We start from the raw sequence: 16,850 nt of genomic DNA on the forward strand, positions 1-16,850 counted from the left end.
TCTCTGTCCTTGCACCTGAAAGTTTACAGCACAATATCCTTGTGCGTTTTCCCCTTTGGTGGTTTGCTAAAACCCTTAAGCAAACACTCTCCAGAGTTGCGTCCGGTAAGAGTACTTTTGCCTGAGAGATTCACTGAATCATTCAGCTTGCTCCTTCGGCGCCTGCCAGTGCAAAATAACCGCCAAGTCTCTCCCCATACCATCATCCGCTCATATTTTTCACATTTATTGGACATACTATCAAAATGGGTGACTTATTTTCTAGATCACTTATCAACATCCTACCATTAGAAATGGATGAAGAGCAACAGAAAAATCATTAACATTTTTAAAACAACCTTTCGATATCGTTCGCTTTTATTCATATATCTAGTCTTTTAGAGACCTCTTAAAAAATGAAGCGTTTAAAAACAGAACAATTTTATCAGACCCTACTAGAAAGAAAGGCAGGCGACCACATTGAATATTCAAACGATTTTTGATCAGGAATGGGCAAATGAATTTCAGCAGCGGCTTTCAGCAGACGGCCCCTGGGCGAACTGGGATATGTATCGTTTAGCGACGCAGGTTCAAAAAGTCACAGCCATTGATTCATTCGAGGGGCTGCAAGCTCCCGCGCACCTGCCTGCATTCACACCTTTAAAGCACCAGCTCGAAGTAGCCAGAAGAGTCGTAGAAGAAATGAATGGGAAAGCCATTCTAGCAGATGAAGTGGGACTTGGAAAAACCGTAGAAGCAGGACTCATTATCAAAGAATACATGATTCGTGGACTTGCCAAAAAGATTCTCATTCTCGTCCCCGCCTCCCTTGTGTCTCAGTGGGTACAGGAGCTGCGGACGAAATTTTATATTGATGCTGTTGAACAAAAAAAGAGCTATGTGTGGGAGCAGTGTGACGTTGTCGTTTCCTCCATTGACACCGCCAAAAGACAGCCGCATCGAGACACAATTTTATCGATTGCCTACGATATGGTCATTATCGATGAAGCACACAAACTGAAAAACAATAAAACGAAAAACTATGAATTTGTGAGAAACCTGAATAAGAAGTTCTGCCTGCTGCTGACAGCGACACCTATTCAAAACCGGATCGGAGAAATATTTAATCTCGTTTCCCTTCTGAAGCCAGGCCACCTAGGAAATGAACATCAATTTAAAGATCTCTTTGCCAAAAAGGACTTGCAGCTTGAAGACCATGACCGATTAAAACAGCTCGTCAATAAAGTGATGATTCGAAACCGAAGACAAGACACAGGCATCGAGTGGACAAAACGGCATGTCAAAACGATTTCCATTGATTTCTCTCCGACAGAACAAGCATTGTATGATGAAATCTGCAAGCTGAAAGAGAATCCGTCTTATACAAAGCATATGTTTTCCATTATGACCTTGGAACGAGAATGCTGCTCAAGCCGTGAAGCAGTTTATATGACGATTAAAAAAATGCAGGAAGAAGAAAAGCATATTCTCGGATCTTCTGCTATAACGCAAATCATGGAGAAAATCAATCAAGTGGAGCAAAACTCAAAGGCGCTTGAAGTGGTCAAACTCATTCAGCAGTTAAATGAGAAGGTCATTATTTTCACCGAATACCGCGCCACACAAATTTATTTACAATGGTTTCTACAGCAAAATGGCATCAGCTCTGTGCCATTTCGGGGCGGCTTTAAGCGGGGCAAAAAAGATTGGATGAAAGATTTATTCAGAGAACGGGCGCAAGTGTTAATTGCGACAGAAGCTGGCGGCGAAGGGATCAACCTTCAGTTTTGTAACCAAATCATCAACTACGACCTCCCGTGGAACCCGATGCGTTTAGAACAGAGAATTGGACGTATCCACCGCCTTGGCCAAGAGCGGGATGTGCACATTTACAATATGTCAACAAACGGAACAGTTGAAGAGCATATTTTAAAGCTTTTATATGAGAAAATTCAGCTGTTTGAAAACGTCATAGGCGATTTAGATGATATTTTAACGAGAATTGATATTGAAGATGTCGAAACAAAGTTGCATCAAATCCTCTTCCAGCATGAATCAGGCGGAGACATGAAAAAGAAATTAACCCAGTTTGCTTCTTATTTAACTGAAGCACAAACACCACTTTTAGAAAAAAGACAGCAGGGCTCATAAAGGAGAGTTGATCAATGGAGCAGCATGACATTCACACCTTTCTTCTCCGTTTTTTCAAGGCGAATCAATGCAGCATATTAGAAGAAAGTGCAGGACATATGACCGTACAGCTGACAATCGAAATGGATAAATTAATTATGAACCGTCCTTTTTATTGGCACTGGCTTGAAAAAACTGGCGGTGTACCTGAACCGCGGCAATTGACATTCATCACAGATCAAAAAAAAGCGGGTGATACGACCAGTGGTGAATTTATCCATTTCGGCTCCCCACGGTTATTTCAAATATTTGAGGCGGTCAAAGAGCAGGGCCGTTTTATCCGGCTTTATGAACGAGTCAGCCCGCTCACGAACAACCAGATCGCCCTTGAGCCATGGCTTGGTCTCAATGTAAAAATCTCTTATCTGGCAGACCGGAAGAAGGATAAGCTTTTATCATTAGGCCTTCATCTCATTCGCGGAGAAATCATTGAACAATTTCAAGAGAAGCTGGAAGCTCGTGAGCTGTCATCTCAAATTCCCGATTATTGCTTTACGATGAGTACAATGATTAAGCCAGAAAGCGGAATCAAACGGCTCTACAGCCTCATGGAGCGTTATGCCCATGAAGAGCCAGATGACTGGGCAGTGCGAGCCGTTCAAAAATGGAAGGAAGACTCCGAACTTTTAAACCAATTTTATGAAGGGACTTCAGACACATCTGTAGAATATGAAATAGAAAGACAAGCACTTAAAACTTTATATGAACCAAAAATCAGTCTTACGATTGAAAATGGCGGACTTTTTTACTTACAGCAAAAAAGAGGAGGTTGACTCATGGTCCCCCTCCCCTTTTATGTGACATACAATTTTCGATCAGTCTAAAGCTAAGTTTGTCTGTTTGTATTGGGCGGAAACATGACGCAAGCAATCTATGAGGTCTTACCACCTATGTCTTTCCATTTCATGCGTTAAGTGCCTGAAATACATGATTCAGTATTTTAGGAGGGTATTTGTATGGAAAAGAAAACGAACAAATTAGACAGTGAATGGATTCAATTATTACGCGAAGCTCGCAAGGCAGGACTAACAGTTGAAGAAGTCCGTCATTTCCTCAAATCAAATGAAAAGTCCTCTGAGTCTCCCCCTCTGGTAAGAAGTCATTCTATCAAACCTTTCTGAATGTGCTATAATATCGAAAGGAAGGTGATGACATTGATTGGCCAGCGTATTAAACAATACCGCAATGAAAAAGGCTACTCACTATCAGAACTGGCCGAAAAGGCTGGGGTAGCGAAGTCTTATTTAAGCTCAATAGAAAGAAACTTGCAAACAAACCCCTCCATTCAATTTCTTGAAAAAGTCTCCGCTGTTCTGGACGTCTCGGTTCATACACTTTTAAACGAAAAAGATGAAACCGAATACGATGGTCAATTAGATAGTGAATGGGAAAAACTAGTTCGAGATGCAATGACATCAGGGGTTTCGAAAAAGCAATTTCGTGAATTTTTAGATTATCAAATCTGGAGAAAAAAGCAAGAAGAGGAGTAAAGCGCACGTTTTAGCGCATACTCCTCCAATTGCTATGCAGACCTTGATATCAGCCTAAAGACTGGCTTTATTTTTTATCTTCGCTGTGTGCTTTTTCGTTTTCTTTCACGTAGCCTTTTTCATCCGTATGCTTTTTTGGATTGATCGTTAAACCATTCCACTGAGTCGCTTCGAAGGAAAGATCAATTTGAATCGCATCGCCTTGGTATTTATTTTGGATATAGTGACCAGCTTTATCCTTCGTCTGGTCATTGATAAATTCAATGATCATTTCCACTTTATCGTAATCAAACGGATTCTTTGGAATGCCGTCATACTCTGGAGCCACTGTTCCATCAACAGTTGCTACATTAATTTTCCCACTTTCATGTAAAAACTTCTCATCGACGGCATGACGAAGCTTTTCAAATGCGGTCTGATCCTGTTTTGACGTTAATTGATGCAAGTCAAGCAGGTTTGCATGGTCTAAAATAATATTTTTCGGATAACCATTTCCACCTTCGGCTCCAACCGTAAGAACACTCACCTGAAACTGGCTGAGAAATTCTTCAGCTGTATTTTTACCGCCATTCTTCGCGGAAGATCCATCTTTAAACTGGCTATAATCAAGACTCATCAGCACTTGGTTTATCGCTAATGATCCCTTATTATCAAAATGAAATTCTTTCTTGATCCGATCACCAGGTTTTAAGTTCGCAAGGTTGATGGCGCCGGAGTTCTCTTTAGCAGATAAATCCAGCTCTCCTGTCGAGTAGACCGCGTTTGCCTTTTCAATATCATTAAACGCCGCCCATGTTCCCCCGCCAATTAATGCAAGACCTAAAGCCCCTGATAATACACCTAAACGAATTGATTTCTTCATTGCCATGAATAATAAACCCCCTAATTTATTGTTTTATTGAAACCTGATTAGGTTACAAACGATTTAAGCTTGTTCCTCTTTCATATGTACATCAGCCGTGTGTCTACGATGTTTCGCTGCGCCCACAAAATGAATGGTTGAATAAACGAGCAGCATGACACCTGGTATGATAAGGAGTAAAGCAGTTCCAGCAGATGTCCCTGCATACGAAAGAAGCTTACCCGCATAAGGAATGTTCACTCCCATATACTGCGCAGTTACCTGATCCGCTTTTACCAGCGTGCCGTCCTGATACATATTGTTGTCACCCTTCGTCTCAAACGCTTTATATGCACCCTTTCCCTTCACCCCAACAATGCGGTGGGTCACAAAGGACTGATCCTGCTTTGTTTGAAACGTAATAATATCTCCTTTTTTGAGCGTCTCAGGTGAGGCGACCTGTTTTACGACAATCAGTGACCCAGCTGAAAATTCTGGTTCCATCGAACCTGATAATACTTGCTTCAATTGATAACCGAAGATCTGAGGTTCTCCTCCTGTTGTTCTTGATGACAACACGACAATAATAGAGGCTATCATCACCGTGAACACCATCACATAAAGAATACTCCCAGACATCTTCATCCATTTTTTCATAACCCCTTCTCCCCTTCGCCTATCATTTTTTCACTTTAAAAGTCAGCTCCATTCAGGACGCCTTTTCTTGACACTTTGAGAGCACCATCGGTTTAGACCAAAAGTACGCCTGATCAGATGCGCCAAACCCTTTAGGATAATAGATTTTAAATGCATAGCTTCCATTTGTTTTTGCTTTTTCTGTCGTGACAGTCGCTGTTTCTTGCGACAACAGGGACTTTATGGACCCCTTTTCAAGAATATGACCATCTTGTAATGGCTTTTGATCATTTCCTATTTTATGTAATTCCCACTTCCATTCAGAGTGCGCAATAGGCTGTCCACTATTTTTTAGTGTCATGCTCAGTTTTTGAGGTGCGCAGACTGTTCCTTCGATCATCGTTTGATCAATAAGCTCCAATTGACTTTGATCCCATTTTTTAGGCTGACAATGCTGATCTGTCTGTTCAAAATTTTCACATGTTTTCATGACAAAGTTTTTGTGCTCGACATCGTTAAAAGAAGCATTCGTTGGTGTCATGATGGAAGACGTCAAAATCAAACAAATGGCACAAAAGAGTACAAAGAGCGACTGTTTCATTCATTCCTTCAACTCCTTGAACTTTTGTTCTTTAAAAAGAACGATTATATACAGTATAAGGAAATACCTATAAAACCCAAAACGTCAAATTAGTCCATTTTGTTCTTAAACAAGAACCATTACGAGAAAATTCTCCCATTTTCTCATTTTTTCACCATATTCAATATTTTTTTGTGTGACATTTGTACTTCTTAAAACTTACATAAAAATGTAGGATTTGGTCAGGATATGAAGAGGTGAGGTGATGTTAAGTGCAATATGGAAAAATCATAATCATGCTCAGTTTACTGCTGAGTCCTATGATGCTAGAGTTCAAACCCGTTGATGCGAGAGGTTTGACTGCCGCCGCAGATCAATGGGAAACGCGGGCAGTTAAAGAAGCAAAAAAAAGATACCCGCTAACGCAAGTATTATTTAAACAAAAAGTATGGGACCGCCACCGCGATAAGGAATCTGTGAAACAGTATCATATTACGTTAAAAGACCATACAAAGGAATTTGGGGTGTTTGTCACCATTTCCTATAATCCTTACTCAAATAAGGTGAATAAAGTGATTGTTGTGGAGGAATACAGCTAAAACGGCATAGAAAAACCGCCTGCTGGGCGGCTTTTTACTTTCGTCGATGGCGCTGGCGTTTTTTAAGCATCATGGATAAGCCAAACGGCAGAACCCCAAATAAACGCTGTGAAAACGGCGGTTTCGTTTCTATTTTTTCTTGTTTGTGTTCCTTCCGTTCGTCACGTGGTGTATTCATATATTTAATGATTTCCTGCGTCATATATTTTACATAGTCATTTGTTTTCAAGCACTTTCACCTCTTCTTCCTTCAAGTCTTACCAGGAAGAGGATGATTTTATACACTGGCTAATCAGGATTTGCCCATCTCATGATTTCACCGGTCTTCCAATCCAGCATCAGTTCACGCTCATCGGATAAACCATCTTTTGTTTTCACCTTCACCAAAACAAGGACAAGCTTTTTCTTTAGATCGCATTTCATCCGCTTCAGTGTCACACGGCCTTCTTCAGTATCAATATGGGTTTTCTGTTCCGCACAAATACGTTCTACTGTGCTGGCAGCTTCACTCACACCCACCCTAAAAAGCTGCTGTTTTTTATAAAAAGAAATCGTCAGCTCTGCACTTTTCAGTTCTTTTTGAAACCCCATCGTTATCGCCCCTAGGATCAAGAGAAAAAATAAAATCGCCGCAAGTACATGCGGATAGATAAACCCTTCCTCCCTTTTCACGATTTACGAACCACTCCTTTATATGTGAAAAAAACGGCTTCATACACTTTACCAGATCCATCTGTGACTTTTAGAATCGCTCTATGCTGACTCGTTCTCACGTGAAATTGTTTCACCTTATGCAATAAAGGAAGATGTCCAGCCTGATCCGTTCGTTTTCGAAGCATCTCTTGGTATGGCTCAATCGTTACCACTCGCCCTTGATCGGAAATATACTCTAACACTTTTCCTCCTTTCACTGATTTCACAGCATCGGCACGACTTAATTCCTCATCTAATTGCAGGACAGTCTGTTTCCATTCCATTTGGGAAAATCGATTGATGTCTTCAAATGGACGAGCTTTCTCAGCTGCTGAAAAGATCAGCCCACAGCCAAAAGAAAGAAATAGAAATAGCTGCAGCTGCCACAAAGCTTGTAAAAGGGTAAAAGCTTTGTCATCGCTCCACATGCCGAAAGCATATGGTCTCTTTTTTTTGTACTTTGTATGAAACACATCCCTTCTGTTTACGCCAATTGAAAACATATATGATCTCGCCTCTCTTCTTTTTGATGGAAGATGTTGTCCCATTTATGAACGCTTCATTCATCTGTTCATGTAAAACCTGATATGCATCAAGCTTGGCTCTCACTTCCTTTTTCCCCATCATGAGTTTTTCATAGGCTGGCATGAGCACTAGGGCAGCAAATAGAAAGAGATGACAGGCAAACAGCGTCTCAAACGTACTAAATCCTCTATTGTTTTTGAACATGAATTCGCCCGCTTCCTAAATAAATCGTCAGTTTATACGATTGACTGCCAAATTCGACAATGAAAGATCCACCGCTACTTGGATGTCCGCTTGCATTAAAATAGATACCTTGCGAGAATGTAGAAGTTTTGATGCTGCCCTTTTTATGTTGATATGAAGCAATGACTTCGTTACTCTTTTGATCTATTACCTGATAAGATACATGCGGCGGATGGATCCCAACATGTACACGTGTTTTTTTGATAAATGCAGTATATGATGCCAATTGAAGATCTTGTTTCATGATGTTTACTTGTCTTTTGGCTTCAGCGCTCTCTATTATATTTGGGATTTTCCCTCCCATGATCGACAATAAAATCGATAAAACAAGTAAAATCAACAGCTGTTCAATCAGGGTAAAACCCTTCTCATGTAAAAATAATTTATTCATGCTTCACGTTGCCGTTTTGAATGACAATCGCTTTTCCATTAGGACAAGTTAATCCCTTTTTGACATAACCTTCTTTTTCTAATTCAGCTAAAGATGGCGTCTTCCCATCATGCTCCAATTCATATGCCATCACTTGTGTGCTGACCATTGATTTAAGCCCTTCACAGCCCTTTGCCTGAATCGCTTGGTGATGACGTGTGATATTCGGTATGGTAATGAGTAAAAGAATGGATATTACGAGCATGACTATTAACATTTCTAACAGGGTAAATCCTTTATCATTCATGTCTCTGTCCTCCTTCTTACACTTGCTCCATTAGTTGATACATTGGTAAAAGAATAGATAAATACACGATGAGTATAAGAAGTGCTGTTACCCCATAAATAACTGGCTGCAGCCAAGAAATCCATTTTTCAATTTTTAGCTCTGCATTCTCTAATAGAAATTGGCTGTACGTGTACATTTCTCTCGCAAGCATTCCGCTGGCTTCACCATGCTTGATAATGGCTGCAAAATGTTTTTCGAAAAAAGGAGACACGCTTACTTGATGGGCCATGCTTTCTCCTTTTCTTAACTCTTCCATCATTTGTTCACCTATTTCTTGAAGAAAAGGCAGGTAGCTTTGCTGTTTAAAAGCTTGCAAACCTTCGTACATCGATAATCCAGCTTGAAGCAGTCCGCTGAGCTGAAGAGAAAAAAGGTACGTATGCATCAGCTGCATCCCTTTATATAAAAAAGGCAGCTTACTCATCACCCTCAATTTCTCAAGGGTCGACTTTTTCCTAAAAAAAACAGCATAATATCCAATAAGACAGATACACAGACAACTAGTGATGAGCAGAAAAGCATGAAGGAATTGAAATAGTCCAAACATCCCTTGAATCAGCCAAGACATGCGGGTATCCATCGATGAGTACAAAACAGAAAATTGAGGAATGATCATTTGCTGAACGAGTACCAGCACGACCAAAACCGTGAAGATAAGGAAAAGCGGGTAACGTAACATACGTTTAAACGTGTCTAACTGTTTGATTTTTTTCTCTAAAAAACGGGCGCTTTGTTCTAAAGCACGGGCTAGACTGCCATGCTTCTCAGAAAAACATAGTATAGCGATGACTTCCCGCTGAAAATGGAGTCTCTCCAGCACTACATAAAAAGGCTCGCCTTCGTGAAGCCACTGAATACCTAGTTTTAATTGCTGCCGCTGTTGTTTTGATAACTGGATATTCACCATCACTAATGCCTCAATCAATGTATATCCAGCCTGAATTAATTGAGCTAGTTTTGATAGGCATTCAGCTTGGTTCTTTTTAGACCATACTTTAGAGACTCGCTTCTTCATAAACCCAGCGATGGTAAGTGTTTTTTGATAAATAGCCGAGTGCCACTCCTTTACGAATTAATCTTTGCAGTGTTTCATATGACGAGTGAGCATATTCTCCTTTAGCCTCCTTGATACACTCACCAAGCTCTTTTCCGAACAGCAGTTCAAATACATTTGTTCGTCTGATCGGTCGATTTAATTTACAGTAAAGCTGACATCTTTCTCCGCAAAAAGGACAGGTGAGCTCGATTAATCGCTGCGCAGCAATCGCAACCATCGTTTGCTCAAGTTCATTCATCGTGACACCAAATTCAAGCATACGATAAAGGGCTCCTTTTGCATTTTTTGCATGGAGCGTACTCAATACTAAATGGCCTGTCAGCGCTGCTCTAATCGCCGTTCTGGCCGTTTCAGCATCTCTTATTTCTCCTAGCACAATCACATCTGGATCATGTCTTAAAATAGCGCGTAATCCTGCGGCATACGTAATGCCGGCTTTTTCATTTACTTGAACCTGTAATACTTCTTCATTCCTTGTTTCGACAGGATCTTCAAGGGTAATAATATTTCGGTTAAAATTCTTTTTTGCAAACTGGATCAGTGAATAGAGGGTTGTTGTTTTCCCCGAATTGGTTGGCCCAGTAAATAAAATGAGTCCATGCGAGTGGTTTAAAAAGGATAATAATCTGGCTGAGGCTTTCGGAAATAATGATAGATGTTTAATTTTCGGAACATGATCCTGCGGTAAAATTCTAATCACTAAACTCTCATCATTCACTGTCGGCAAGGTAGACATCCGAATAAACACTTGACCGTTTCTTAGCATCACAGCTAGTGAGCCATTTTGCGGCCTCCTTTTTTCCCCGATATCCATAGAAGATAAAAACTTAAAATGTGCAATAAGCCGCTCTCCGCTTTTTTTATCAATCGTTCGCTGCTGGATTAAATCTGAGTCAACACGAAATGAGACCGAAGCTTCCTTTTCTTTTGGCACAATATGCACATCAGAAGCCCTCATGCGGCATGCTTCTTCTAGCAGCTCTTGCCTTAAATATTCAATCCCATACAAGTGGATCACTACTCCTTTCTGTGATCACATTGTAGAATGGCGGAACGTGAATGACAAAAGAGCAATTTATGATTTTCATGACTAATAAATGATGAAAACCCTCAACTCACGATGCATTACATCATTTTTTAGAAAAGAGCATATAAAAAAACCTGACTTTTACAAGTACAGGTTTTTTGGTCATGATGTGGCTTCTTGCGGCTGCTCTTCAAAGATACGAAATCCTCTTTTTTCTAAAGCTTTTGCAAGGCTATGCTCAGTATTTACTTTTGAGAAATCAATGCCGAGTTTCACTACAGTTTGAGCAATCTCTGGGCGGATGCCTGAAATAATCGTCTCAATCCCTAGCAGCTTCGCACTATCGACCACTTTAAACAGCTGATAGGCCACCATCGTATCAACAACGGGAACACCAGAAATATCAATAAATAAATGCGTTAGACGCAGTCTTGAAGCCTGTTCTAGTACGGATTCCAGAATGATTTTGGCCCGGTACGTATCGATCTCTCCAATCAGCGGCAAAATCCCAATTTCCTTTGATACTGGAATAACTGGGGCACTTAGCTCTTGAATCATCTCTCTTTGTGCATTCAGCTGACTAAGTGTCACGCGGTCATATTCTTCTGATAAACGCTCAATCATGTCATCAAATGTGGCGTGAAAGTGCTGATTCCACTGACACACATCTTGCAGCGTCACTTCAAGCTCTGTTTCTTGGGTGAATGTCTCAATTCTCGAACAGAAAATGTGGCGGAAAATCTTAAACTGTCCAATGATTTCATATAACGGCACCTCGTGCACTGCTCGATCACGTGCAATATCAACAGACCACTTTTTCAAATGGTTTTCTACTTTGTCAGACAGTGTCACAAGCGTGGCTGCAATGGTTTGAATAAACGCTGTGTTCTGTTCCTTCAGCTTCTTTTCCGTTTCCTCTGAAGCATGTTTAGAATATAATGAGCCTTCTTCTGTTCTTGTTTTTAGCCATTCTTCGGTCATGACAGGGGCTTCTTTTAGGATAAATTCGTATAATTGCTTTGATTTTTCATTTTTCATTTATTTCTTTCGCTCCTTTTTCACTAAAACTCGTGACATACAACTTTTATGTATAAATGACCGCAGATGGTGAACAATAACATTACACGTTTGATATTGGGCTATAGCCAAGTGGTAAGGCAATGGACTTTGACTCCGTGATCGTTGGTTCGAACCCAGCTAGCCCAGTTCAGCACAAAAACGAAGACGGCTGAAGCTTGTTTCAGCTGATCTTCGTTTTTTATTAGGATACCGATTGATGAATCGCTTTCTTCTTTGATATTTTCATGAGTTCTCCGGGATTATAGCCGACCACTAATTTATTCCCATCAATGATGATTGGTCTCCGGAGCAGCTTTGGTTTTTCAATGAGAAGCTGTAAGACCTCGTTTACTTTTAAGTCATTAATATTTAAATTTAAGCTTTTAAAAGCCTGACTTCGTGTGGCTAAAATTTCATCCATTCCTTCTGTTGTTAAAGAAAGAATCTTTTTTAATTCATCTAGTGTTGGCGTTTCTCTGAAAAGGTGACGCTCTTTAAAATCAATTTGATTCGCCTTTAACCAATGTTTTGTTTTGCGGCAAGACGTGCAGCTCGGGTATGAATAAAAAGTAATGTCACTCATTAGTCTTCCTCCTTAGGTCGTTAACCTTTTCTCTTATGGAGTAAGTACCCTCATGTTTTTCGGCATAAACACTTTTTCATCATTTTTTCAAAAAAATTTTTTCTACATTCAAAATAAATTGTTCACATGATGTCAAAAATGTAAATGTTTACATAACAAGTGATGATCAGCTATAATATGAATCAAAGGGGTTTTTAAGGGGAGGGAAAGAAATGAATCGCATGTTCCGCGTTCTTGGCTTTTGGACGGGTATTTTTGCTGTCATGTTCTATTTAGGACATATGAAAGATGCATCGCTGCTATTCTTCGGTCAAACCGTTCTTTTTGTATTTTTATCCTACTTGAATTTATCCGAAAGAATGTATATTTACATTTTCGGAGCGTACTTGACGATTTTCTTTGCCGGATTTACATATTATTCGATTTTCATCATGGTTCCCGGTACCGGACATTAATTGAAAAAAGCATCTCTATAAAAAGAGATGCTTTTTTTCATACGTTTAAAGAGAAAATCCATTAATAAACGGATTTTGCTCCTGCTCCGTCAGCACAGTGGTTTCTCCGCCATGTCCGCTTAAAACAAGAGTTGATTCTGGCAATGACAATAATTTATGATGGATTGATTGTAGCAGCACTTCCTGACTGCCGCCTACTAAATCTGTTCTCCCGATGCCGCCTTCAAATAGCGTGTCACCAGAAATAACAAAGCCCTCTTCCGCCGAATAGTAAGACACACTGCCTGGTGAATGCCCTGGTGTATGGAACATTTCTAATGTAAACGATCCAATTTGAAGCGTTCCTTCTGACGTAATCAATTTTTCAGCTTCTTTGACCGTAATTCCATTCCCAATCAATCGAGCTGAACCGTTTAATTCAGCGTTCGTGAGCCATTCTTTTTCATTTTCGTGTACATACAGCGGCACTCCCCACTCTTCGCGCACCTCATCTGCCGCGCCAATATGATCAAAGTGAGCATGTGTCAATAAGACAGCAAGTGGTGTAAGCTGTTTTTCTTTTACATAGGAAATCAGCTTTTGCGCTTCACCGCCTGGATCAAAAATTAAGCACTCTCCCTGCTCGTTTTTCCAAATATATGCGTTCGCTTGTACATAGCCTAGTGGCATTCTTCTCCAATTCATTTTCATCACCTACTTTATTCATTCTTTTTTATTATGAAGGCTATTCAATAAAAATTCAAACAATCGTCAACTGGAATCTACTCGACAAGCTTTATGAAAACGGTTAAAATGAAAAGAAAGGAAATCAAGGGGATTGATGACAAAGGGGGACTTTCACATGATGCTCGTCATTATTTTTGGTCTAGTCACGATTTTAGCTGCGCTCGGCATCTATCGCTCACTAAAAAAAGTGAACGTACTTGCCATCGCTTTTGCAGGCGCTACATTTTTGGTTTTTGGATGGTTCACTGTCATGACCATCATCTATAGCGGTTATCCAACTGCACATTAAAAAGCCTGCATATAGCAGGCTTTCAGATTTCCTACAAAGGGCTAAAATGATTTTTATTTTAGCCCTTTGTCTTCTTTTCAGCGTGATAGAAAGCCCTTGCAGCCCTAGGAAAAACGAGTAACGGAGCGGAGCGAATATGACATTCGTGAGCACCGGAACGCAGGACTGACAAAGAATGCGAGGGTTTGTCTACACGCTGAAAGCCTGCATTTAGCAGGCTTTTTTTATTGATTTAAATGCTTATTCACGCTTTCTAATTTGCTTGTAAGTGTTGTGGTTTGATCCCGTCTGTCATCGATGCGAATATTGGTCGCTACTCGGTGCAATCCCTTTTCAAAAGGGGCTTCATGAATACGCTGAATGACCTCAAATAAAACGGATAATTCGCCTTCAATTAACGTATTCATCGGTGTTAATTGATATTTGATTTTTCCTTCTTGTTGAAAGCCTTCTAAAATTCTTTGTACATCTGCTACGTAAGCACTGACACTTGGTGTTTCAGTACCTATTGGAATGATGGTGACGTCTGCTATAGCCATAATTTTTCCCCTTTCCATTAAATTCTCATGTTTTCTCGTCCTCATTGTAACCTATCCTCATTCAATCATGCCATGCTTACGTTGCGTTTACGGCAGGTTTGTCTCGTTCTATCGTCAACTCCGCTCTCTCTACCTTCCCGATCTTTGTAAACAGAAGCAGGCATATACCTGAAACAGCTTCAATGATGCCGCCAGCCGCAATGACATACCCAGATCCAAACAGGGTTGCCATATAACCGCCAATGAGGGCGCCTAACGGAATCATCAAGTAGGAAATCATGTTAATGATCGCATACACTTGCGGCTGATCCTCTGCCTTTACTGACAATTGAATCATCGTATGTTCGGGTACGTTAACTGCACTAATGGCTGCTCCTAAAGCAAAAGCTGATATAAACACAAGTGGTAACAATGCGTTCATACCTGTGATGAAGAAGGCGATTCCATCAACAATCCCAGCACCTATAAACAGCAATCCATACCGATTCACTTTTATCTTTGTCAAAACAAACCCCATCAAAAATGCGCCTAGTGCGGTTGTGACTTTGATGAATGAATAGACGACCGGTCCACTATGTAAGTCTTCCGTTAAATAAATAACAGACAATGCTTCCCATGGTGCCGCAGCAAAGTTTGAGCAGACACAAAAAATCGCTAATGGAAACAAAATATGATGGCTTCTCACAAGTGAAAAACCTCGAATTAATCTTTTGCCGTAAGATAACCCTTTTTTGGCTTTATCGATGATGACTTCTGTTTGATATGAAATCATGAACACCAATAAAGCGGACAAAAGGTAAAGAGGAATGATCACAAGCATTGTATAACCTACGCCTACAAACGCAATCATGACACCACAAATCGTGACCGTCACAAGTCTTACTACATGACTTGCTGATTGGATCGTTGCATTCGCTTTTTGTATGAGATCCTCATGAACAAGCTTTGGGATAATCGATACAGATGCCGGTTCATAGGAGCCTCCTGTCGCCGAATGCAGCAGCATACAGCCAATGATGAGGACTAATGGTGTGAAACCATAAAAGTAACTAACCACGATCACAAGGATAATCGCCCCTCGTGTTAAATCAGCAAAACACATCCAAAATTTCAATTGATGCGGCTTCATCATAGGCGTAATAAATGGTCCAACAATCGCTTGAGGAACAAAGCTGACTGCAATAAAAAAAGCTGTCCCTATGGCCCCTTTCCCTCCTAGTACTAAAAGCCACAAGATGGTGTTGAAAGATAAACTATCAGCCGTAATTTTGCACATTTTAGAAACAAATAAATAAGTAAAATTTCTTTTCCACAGGCTTTGAGCACTCAATAGTCGACATCTCCCTAAATCATATCCTTTTTTTTACATCCATATCTTTCACAATAGCTTACTAGGAAGCCTTCGTCAATTGCTTCAACATTGTTTTTATTGACCATAAGCAATTGATTTTCTCAAAATATGAAAAAGCACCAGACAGGTGCTTTTAACATTTACACGCTTCCCACAAAAGCCGCTTTGTTTTTTCATAGATCGAATCAAATTGATCCATGGAAAGAGGATTTTTCCCTAGACCAAGCTCGACTGTATAGCCCTCACTATGAAATTGATAAATAAACCAATCGCGATAGCCTGCATAGCTGTCGAGATATTGGATCGGTTTGTAGCCGCTCACTAGTTCGAATCGTTTGACCGTTTCTTTTGAGATGGCTGGCTCATGGCCAAGAAACCCCCAATAGATCTCTTCTCCTTGTGTATGAAGGGCGATCAGCCGGTCAAATCGTTTTCGCAACGCAAGATTGGCCATCGCTTTCGCTTCTGGTTCTGTTAATGGCTCGCGCCCAGGATAATCCCGGTAGGACGGTGCCTTCGACTGATGACGATAGTACTCGATCTCCCAATAAGCAGGGAATTGATTGTTTAAATCCACCCCTCGAATATTTGCTTTCCATTCCCGGTAATCGGAATATCCCTTGTTTAGCAGTGTGAATTCTTCACGATGAAGACCTATTGACTCCGGTCCATTACGAACCAAATCCACTCCATCTGGATTGACCATTGGCACGATGGATAAAGCGGTGGTCTGCAGGATATGAACCGCTTCATAATGTCTTGCCTGAACCGGATCTGACGCTGCTAAGCAAAGCGATTTCAACCATTTTAATAAAACAGACGTCGTGATCCATTCATTTGCATGAAATGAGGCATTGAGATGAATAGAATGTAAATGCTGAACAGGCTCTGTTCGGATCTCATAAATAGGTGTATCAAGCACTGAATGGCCAATAACGCTAATATGAAGAAAAGGAAATACGGCTTTCAAGCGGCTCAGCTCTTCTTCTAATCGAGCGCTATCATATTCAAATGTTCCATTAATCCAATCATCTGATTGCTGCAGTCTGTAAGGTGCAATAAATCTCTGCACATCACCTATCGAATCAAATACATGGACTCCTTCTGGAAGTCTATATCCCGGTAAAAGAAGGTTATCAGTGCTTGATTGATTAGATAAATGAAAAGCAGCTTTGCCAATACCAAGCTGCTTTGCCACAGCATCCCTCCCTGCTTCATCCAGCTGCCATTCAATTTTTCCAAACGACGTTGTCTTCATTTACATCCCTC

24 protein-coding genes, 1 tRNA gene and 1 riboswitch are annotated in these 16,850 nt (G+C 40.5%); of the genes, 8 read left to right on the forward strand and 17 right to left on the reverse strand.

Annotated elements, in window-relative coordinates; translation table 11 throughout:
* Positions 1-99: 99 nt before the first annotated feature.
* A riboswitch (glycine riboswitch) is annotated at positions 100-206 on the reverse strand.
* A 253-nt stretch (positions 207-459) separates the two neighbouring features.
* The 4 genes from MHH65_RS11220 to sinR all read left to right on the forward strand — a co-directional run bounded on the left by MHH65_RS11220 (position 460) and on the right by sinR (position 3,659).
* A complete protein-coding gene (locus MHH65_RS11220) occupies positions 460-2,130 on the forward strand; it encodes an SNF2-related protein (RefSeq protein WP_034280230.1) in 1,671 nt (556 codons plus the stop codon).
* Between the two features lie 14 nt (positions 2,131-2,144).
* Positions 2,145-2,942, forward strand: a complete 798-nt coding sequence (locus MHH65_RS11225; protein WP_268418254.1) for a YqhG family protein — start codon at positions 2,145-2,147, stop codon at positions 2,940-2,942.
* Between the two features lie 183 nt (positions 2,943-3,125).
* Positions 3,126-3,290, forward strand: coding sequence for an anti-repressor SinI family protein (locus MHH65_RS11230; protein ID WP_075623492.1), 165 nt, complete (start codon positions 3,126-3,128; stop codon positions 3,288-3,290).
* A gap of 33 nt (positions 3,291-3,323) precedes the next feature.
* Entirely contained in the window at positions 3,324-3,659 is a 336-nt protein-coding gene (sinR, locus tag MHH65_RS11235) for a transcriptional regulator SinR (RefSeq protein WP_024422969.1), read from the forward strand.
* 67 nt (positions 3,660-3,726) lie between these two features.
* Here the strand turns inward: sinR and MHH65_RS11240 are convergent, their stop codons facing one another.
* The 3 genes from MHH65_RS11240 to tapA are packed head-to-tail and all read right to left on the reverse strand — an operon-like array spanning position 3,727 to position 5,737.
* Positions 3,727-4,527: a TasA family protein gene (locus MHH65_RS11240; RefSeq protein ID WP_176966992.1), complete on the reverse strand. Its 801-nt coding sequence runs from the start codon at positions 4,525-4,527 to the stop codon at positions 3,727-3,729.
* Between the two features lie 57 nt (positions 4,528-4,584).
* Positions 4,585-5,157, reverse strand: coding sequence for a signal peptidase I (locus tag MHH65_RS11245; protein ID WP_034280218.1), 573 nt, complete (start codon positions 5,155-5,157; stop codon positions 4,585-4,587).
* Between the two features lie 52 nt (positions 5,158-5,209).
* Positions 5,210-5,737: an amyloid fiber anchoring/assembly protein TapA gene (gene tapA / locus MHH65_RS11250; RefSeq protein ID WP_041117967.1), complete on the reverse strand. Its 528-nt coding sequence runs from the start codon at positions 5,735-5,737 to the stop codon at positions 5,210-5,212.
* 299 nt (positions 5,738-6,036) lie between these two features.
* Between tapA and MHH65_RS11255 the strand changes: the two genes are divergently transcribed.
* Positions 6,037-6,315: a DUF3889 domain-containing protein gene (locus tag MHH65_RS11255; protein WP_061109527.1), complete on the forward strand. Its 279-nt coding sequence runs from the start codon at positions 6,037-6,039 to the stop codon at positions 6,313-6,315.
* A 34-nt stretch (positions 6,316-6,349) separates the two neighbouring features.
* On the opposite strand, the gene MHH65_RS11260 is transcribed toward MHH65_RS11255, so the two are convergent.
* The 9 genes from MHH65_RS11260 to MHH65_RS11300 all read right to left on the reverse strand — a co-directional run bounded on the left by MHH65_RS11260 (position 6,350) and on the right by MHH65_RS11300 (position 11,617).
* Positions 6,350-6,544 (reverse strand): YqzE family protein, encoded by a 195-nt coding sequence (locus MHH65_RS11260; protein ID WP_024422974.1) that lies wholly within the window; start codon positions 6,542-6,544, stop codon positions 6,350-6,352.
* A gap of 59 nt (positions 6,545-6,603) precedes the next feature.
* Entirely contained in the window at positions 6,604-6,987 is a 384-nt protein-coding gene (gene comGG, locus MHH65_RS11265) for a competence type IV pilus minor pilin ComGG (RefSeq protein WP_041117969.1), read from the reverse strand.
* Positions 6,984-7,511, reverse strand: a complete 528-nt coding sequence (comGF, locus tag MHH65_RS11270; RefSeq protein WP_264315971.1) for a competence type IV pilus minor pilin ComGF — start codon at positions 7,509-7,511, stop codon at positions 6,984-6,986. Before comGF ends, comGG begins: the two co-directional genes overlap by 4 nt.
* Positions 7,423-7,737 (reverse strand): competence type IV pilus minor pilin ComGE, encoded by a 315-nt coding sequence (gene comGE / locus MHH65_RS11275; protein ID WP_264315972.1) that lies wholly within the window; start codon positions 7,735-7,737, stop codon positions 7,423-7,425. Before comGE ends, comGF begins: the two co-directional genes overlap by 89 nt.
* On the reverse strand, positions 7,721-8,167 hold the full coding sequence (gene comGD / locus MHH65_RS11280; RefSeq protein ID WP_034621605.1) for a competence type IV pilus minor pilin ComGD: 447 nt from the start codon (positions 8,165-8,167) through the stop codon (positions 7,721-7,723). The genes comGE and comGD overlap by 17 nt, the downstream gene beginning before the upstream one ends.
* On the reverse strand, positions 8,160-8,453 hold the full coding sequence (gene comGC / locus MHH65_RS11285; protein WP_024422977.1) for a competence type IV pilus major pilin ComGC: 294 nt from the start codon (positions 8,451-8,453) through the stop codon (positions 8,160-8,162). The genes comGD and comGC overlap by 8 nt, the downstream gene beginning before the upstream one ends.
* 16 nt (positions 8,454-8,469) lie before the next feature.
* On the reverse strand, positions 8,470-9,510 hold the full coding sequence (gene comGB / locus MHH65_RS11290) for a competence type IV pilus assembly protein ComGB (protein ID WP_024422978.1): 1,041 nt from the start codon (positions 9,508-9,510) through the stop codon (positions 8,470-8,472).
* Complete coding sequence (comGA, locus tag MHH65_RS11295; protein WP_041117979.1) at positions 9,491-10,561, reverse strand: competence type IV pilus ATPase ComGA; 1,071 nt, start codon at positions 10,559-10,561, stop codon at positions 9,491-9,493. Before comGA ends, comGB begins: the two co-directional genes overlap by 20 nt.
* A 180-nt stretch (positions 10,562-10,741) precedes the next feature.
* The gene (locus MHH65_RS11300) at positions 10,742-11,617 is read right to left on the reverse strand and encodes an STAS domain-containing protein (RefSeq protein ID WP_024422979.1); all 876 of its coding nucleotides are present in this window, start codon (positions 11,615-11,617) and stop codon (positions 10,742-10,744) included.
* Between the two features lie 97 nt (positions 11,618-11,714).
* On the opposite strand from MHH65_RS11300, the gene MHH65_RS11305 reads away from it, so the two are divergent.
* A tRNA-Gln gene (locus MHH65_RS11305) sits at positions 11,715-11,785 on the forward strand.
* A 55-nt stretch (positions 11,786-11,840) separates the two neighbouring features.
* Here MHH65_RS11305 and MHH65_RS11310 read toward each other — a convergent pair.
* Complete coding sequence (locus tag MHH65_RS11310) at positions 11,841-12,221, reverse strand: Spx/MgsR family RNA polymerase-binding regulatory protein (RefSeq protein ID WP_007501232.1); 381 nt, start codon at positions 12,219-12,221, stop codon at positions 11,841-11,843.
* 212 nt (positions 12,222-12,433) lie between these two features.
* Between MHH65_RS11310 and MHH65_RS11315 the strand changes: the two genes are divergently transcribed.
* Positions 12,434-12,676 carry a DUF2626 domain-containing protein gene (locus tag MHH65_RS11315; protein WP_003217440.1) on the forward strand — a complete coding sequence of 81 codons (243 nt, stop codon included), beginning with the start codon at positions 12,434-12,436 and terminating at the stop codon, positions 12,674-12,676.
* A 45-nt stretch (positions 12,677-12,721) separates the two neighbouring features.
* On the opposite strand, the gene MHH65_RS11320 is transcribed toward MHH65_RS11315, so the two are convergent.
* A complete protein-coding gene (locus MHH65_RS11320) occupies positions 12,722-13,360 on the reverse strand; it encodes an MBL fold metallo-hydrolase (protein ID WP_034280195.1) in 639 nt (212 codons plus the stop codon).
* Positions 13,361-13,517: 157 nt separating this feature from the next.
* On the opposite strand from MHH65_RS11320, the gene MHH65_RS11325 reads away from it, so the two are divergent.
* Entirely contained in the window at positions 13,518-13,691 is a 174-nt protein-coding gene (locus MHH65_RS11325; protein WP_003217333.1) for a DUF2759 domain-containing protein, read from the forward strand.
* Between the two features lie 224 nt (positions 13,692-13,915).
* Here MHH65_RS11325 and MHH65_RS11330 read toward each other — a convergent pair whose 3' ends face one another.
* From MHH65_RS11330 to MHH65_RS11340, 3 genes are all read right to left on the reverse strand, one after another.
* Positions 13,916-14,230: an MTH1187 family thiamine-binding protein gene (locus MHH65_RS11330; RefSeq protein ID WP_024427984.1), complete on the reverse strand. Its 315-nt coding sequence runs from the start codon at positions 14,228-14,230 to the stop codon at positions 13,916-13,918.
* A gap of 76 nt (positions 14,231-14,306) precedes the next feature.
* Entirely contained in the window at positions 14,307-15,560 is a 1,254-nt protein-coding gene (locus tag MHH65_RS11335) for an MFS transporter (RefSeq protein WP_056767338.1), read from the reverse strand.
* A gap of 154 nt (positions 15,561-15,714) precedes the next feature.
* Positions 15,715-16,839 (reverse strand): M14 family metallocarboxypeptidase, encoded by a 1,125-nt coding sequence (locus tag MHH65_RS11340; RefSeq protein ID WP_120208215.1) that lies wholly within the window; start codon positions 16,837-16,839, stop codon positions 15,715-15,717.
* Between the last annotated feature and the right edge of the window lie 11 nt (positions 16,840-16,850).

The organism is Bacillus sp. FSL L8-0654, assembly GCF_038629965.1.
GTDB lineage: Bacteria > Bacillota > Bacilli > Bacillales > Bacillaceae > Bacillus > Bacillus safensis.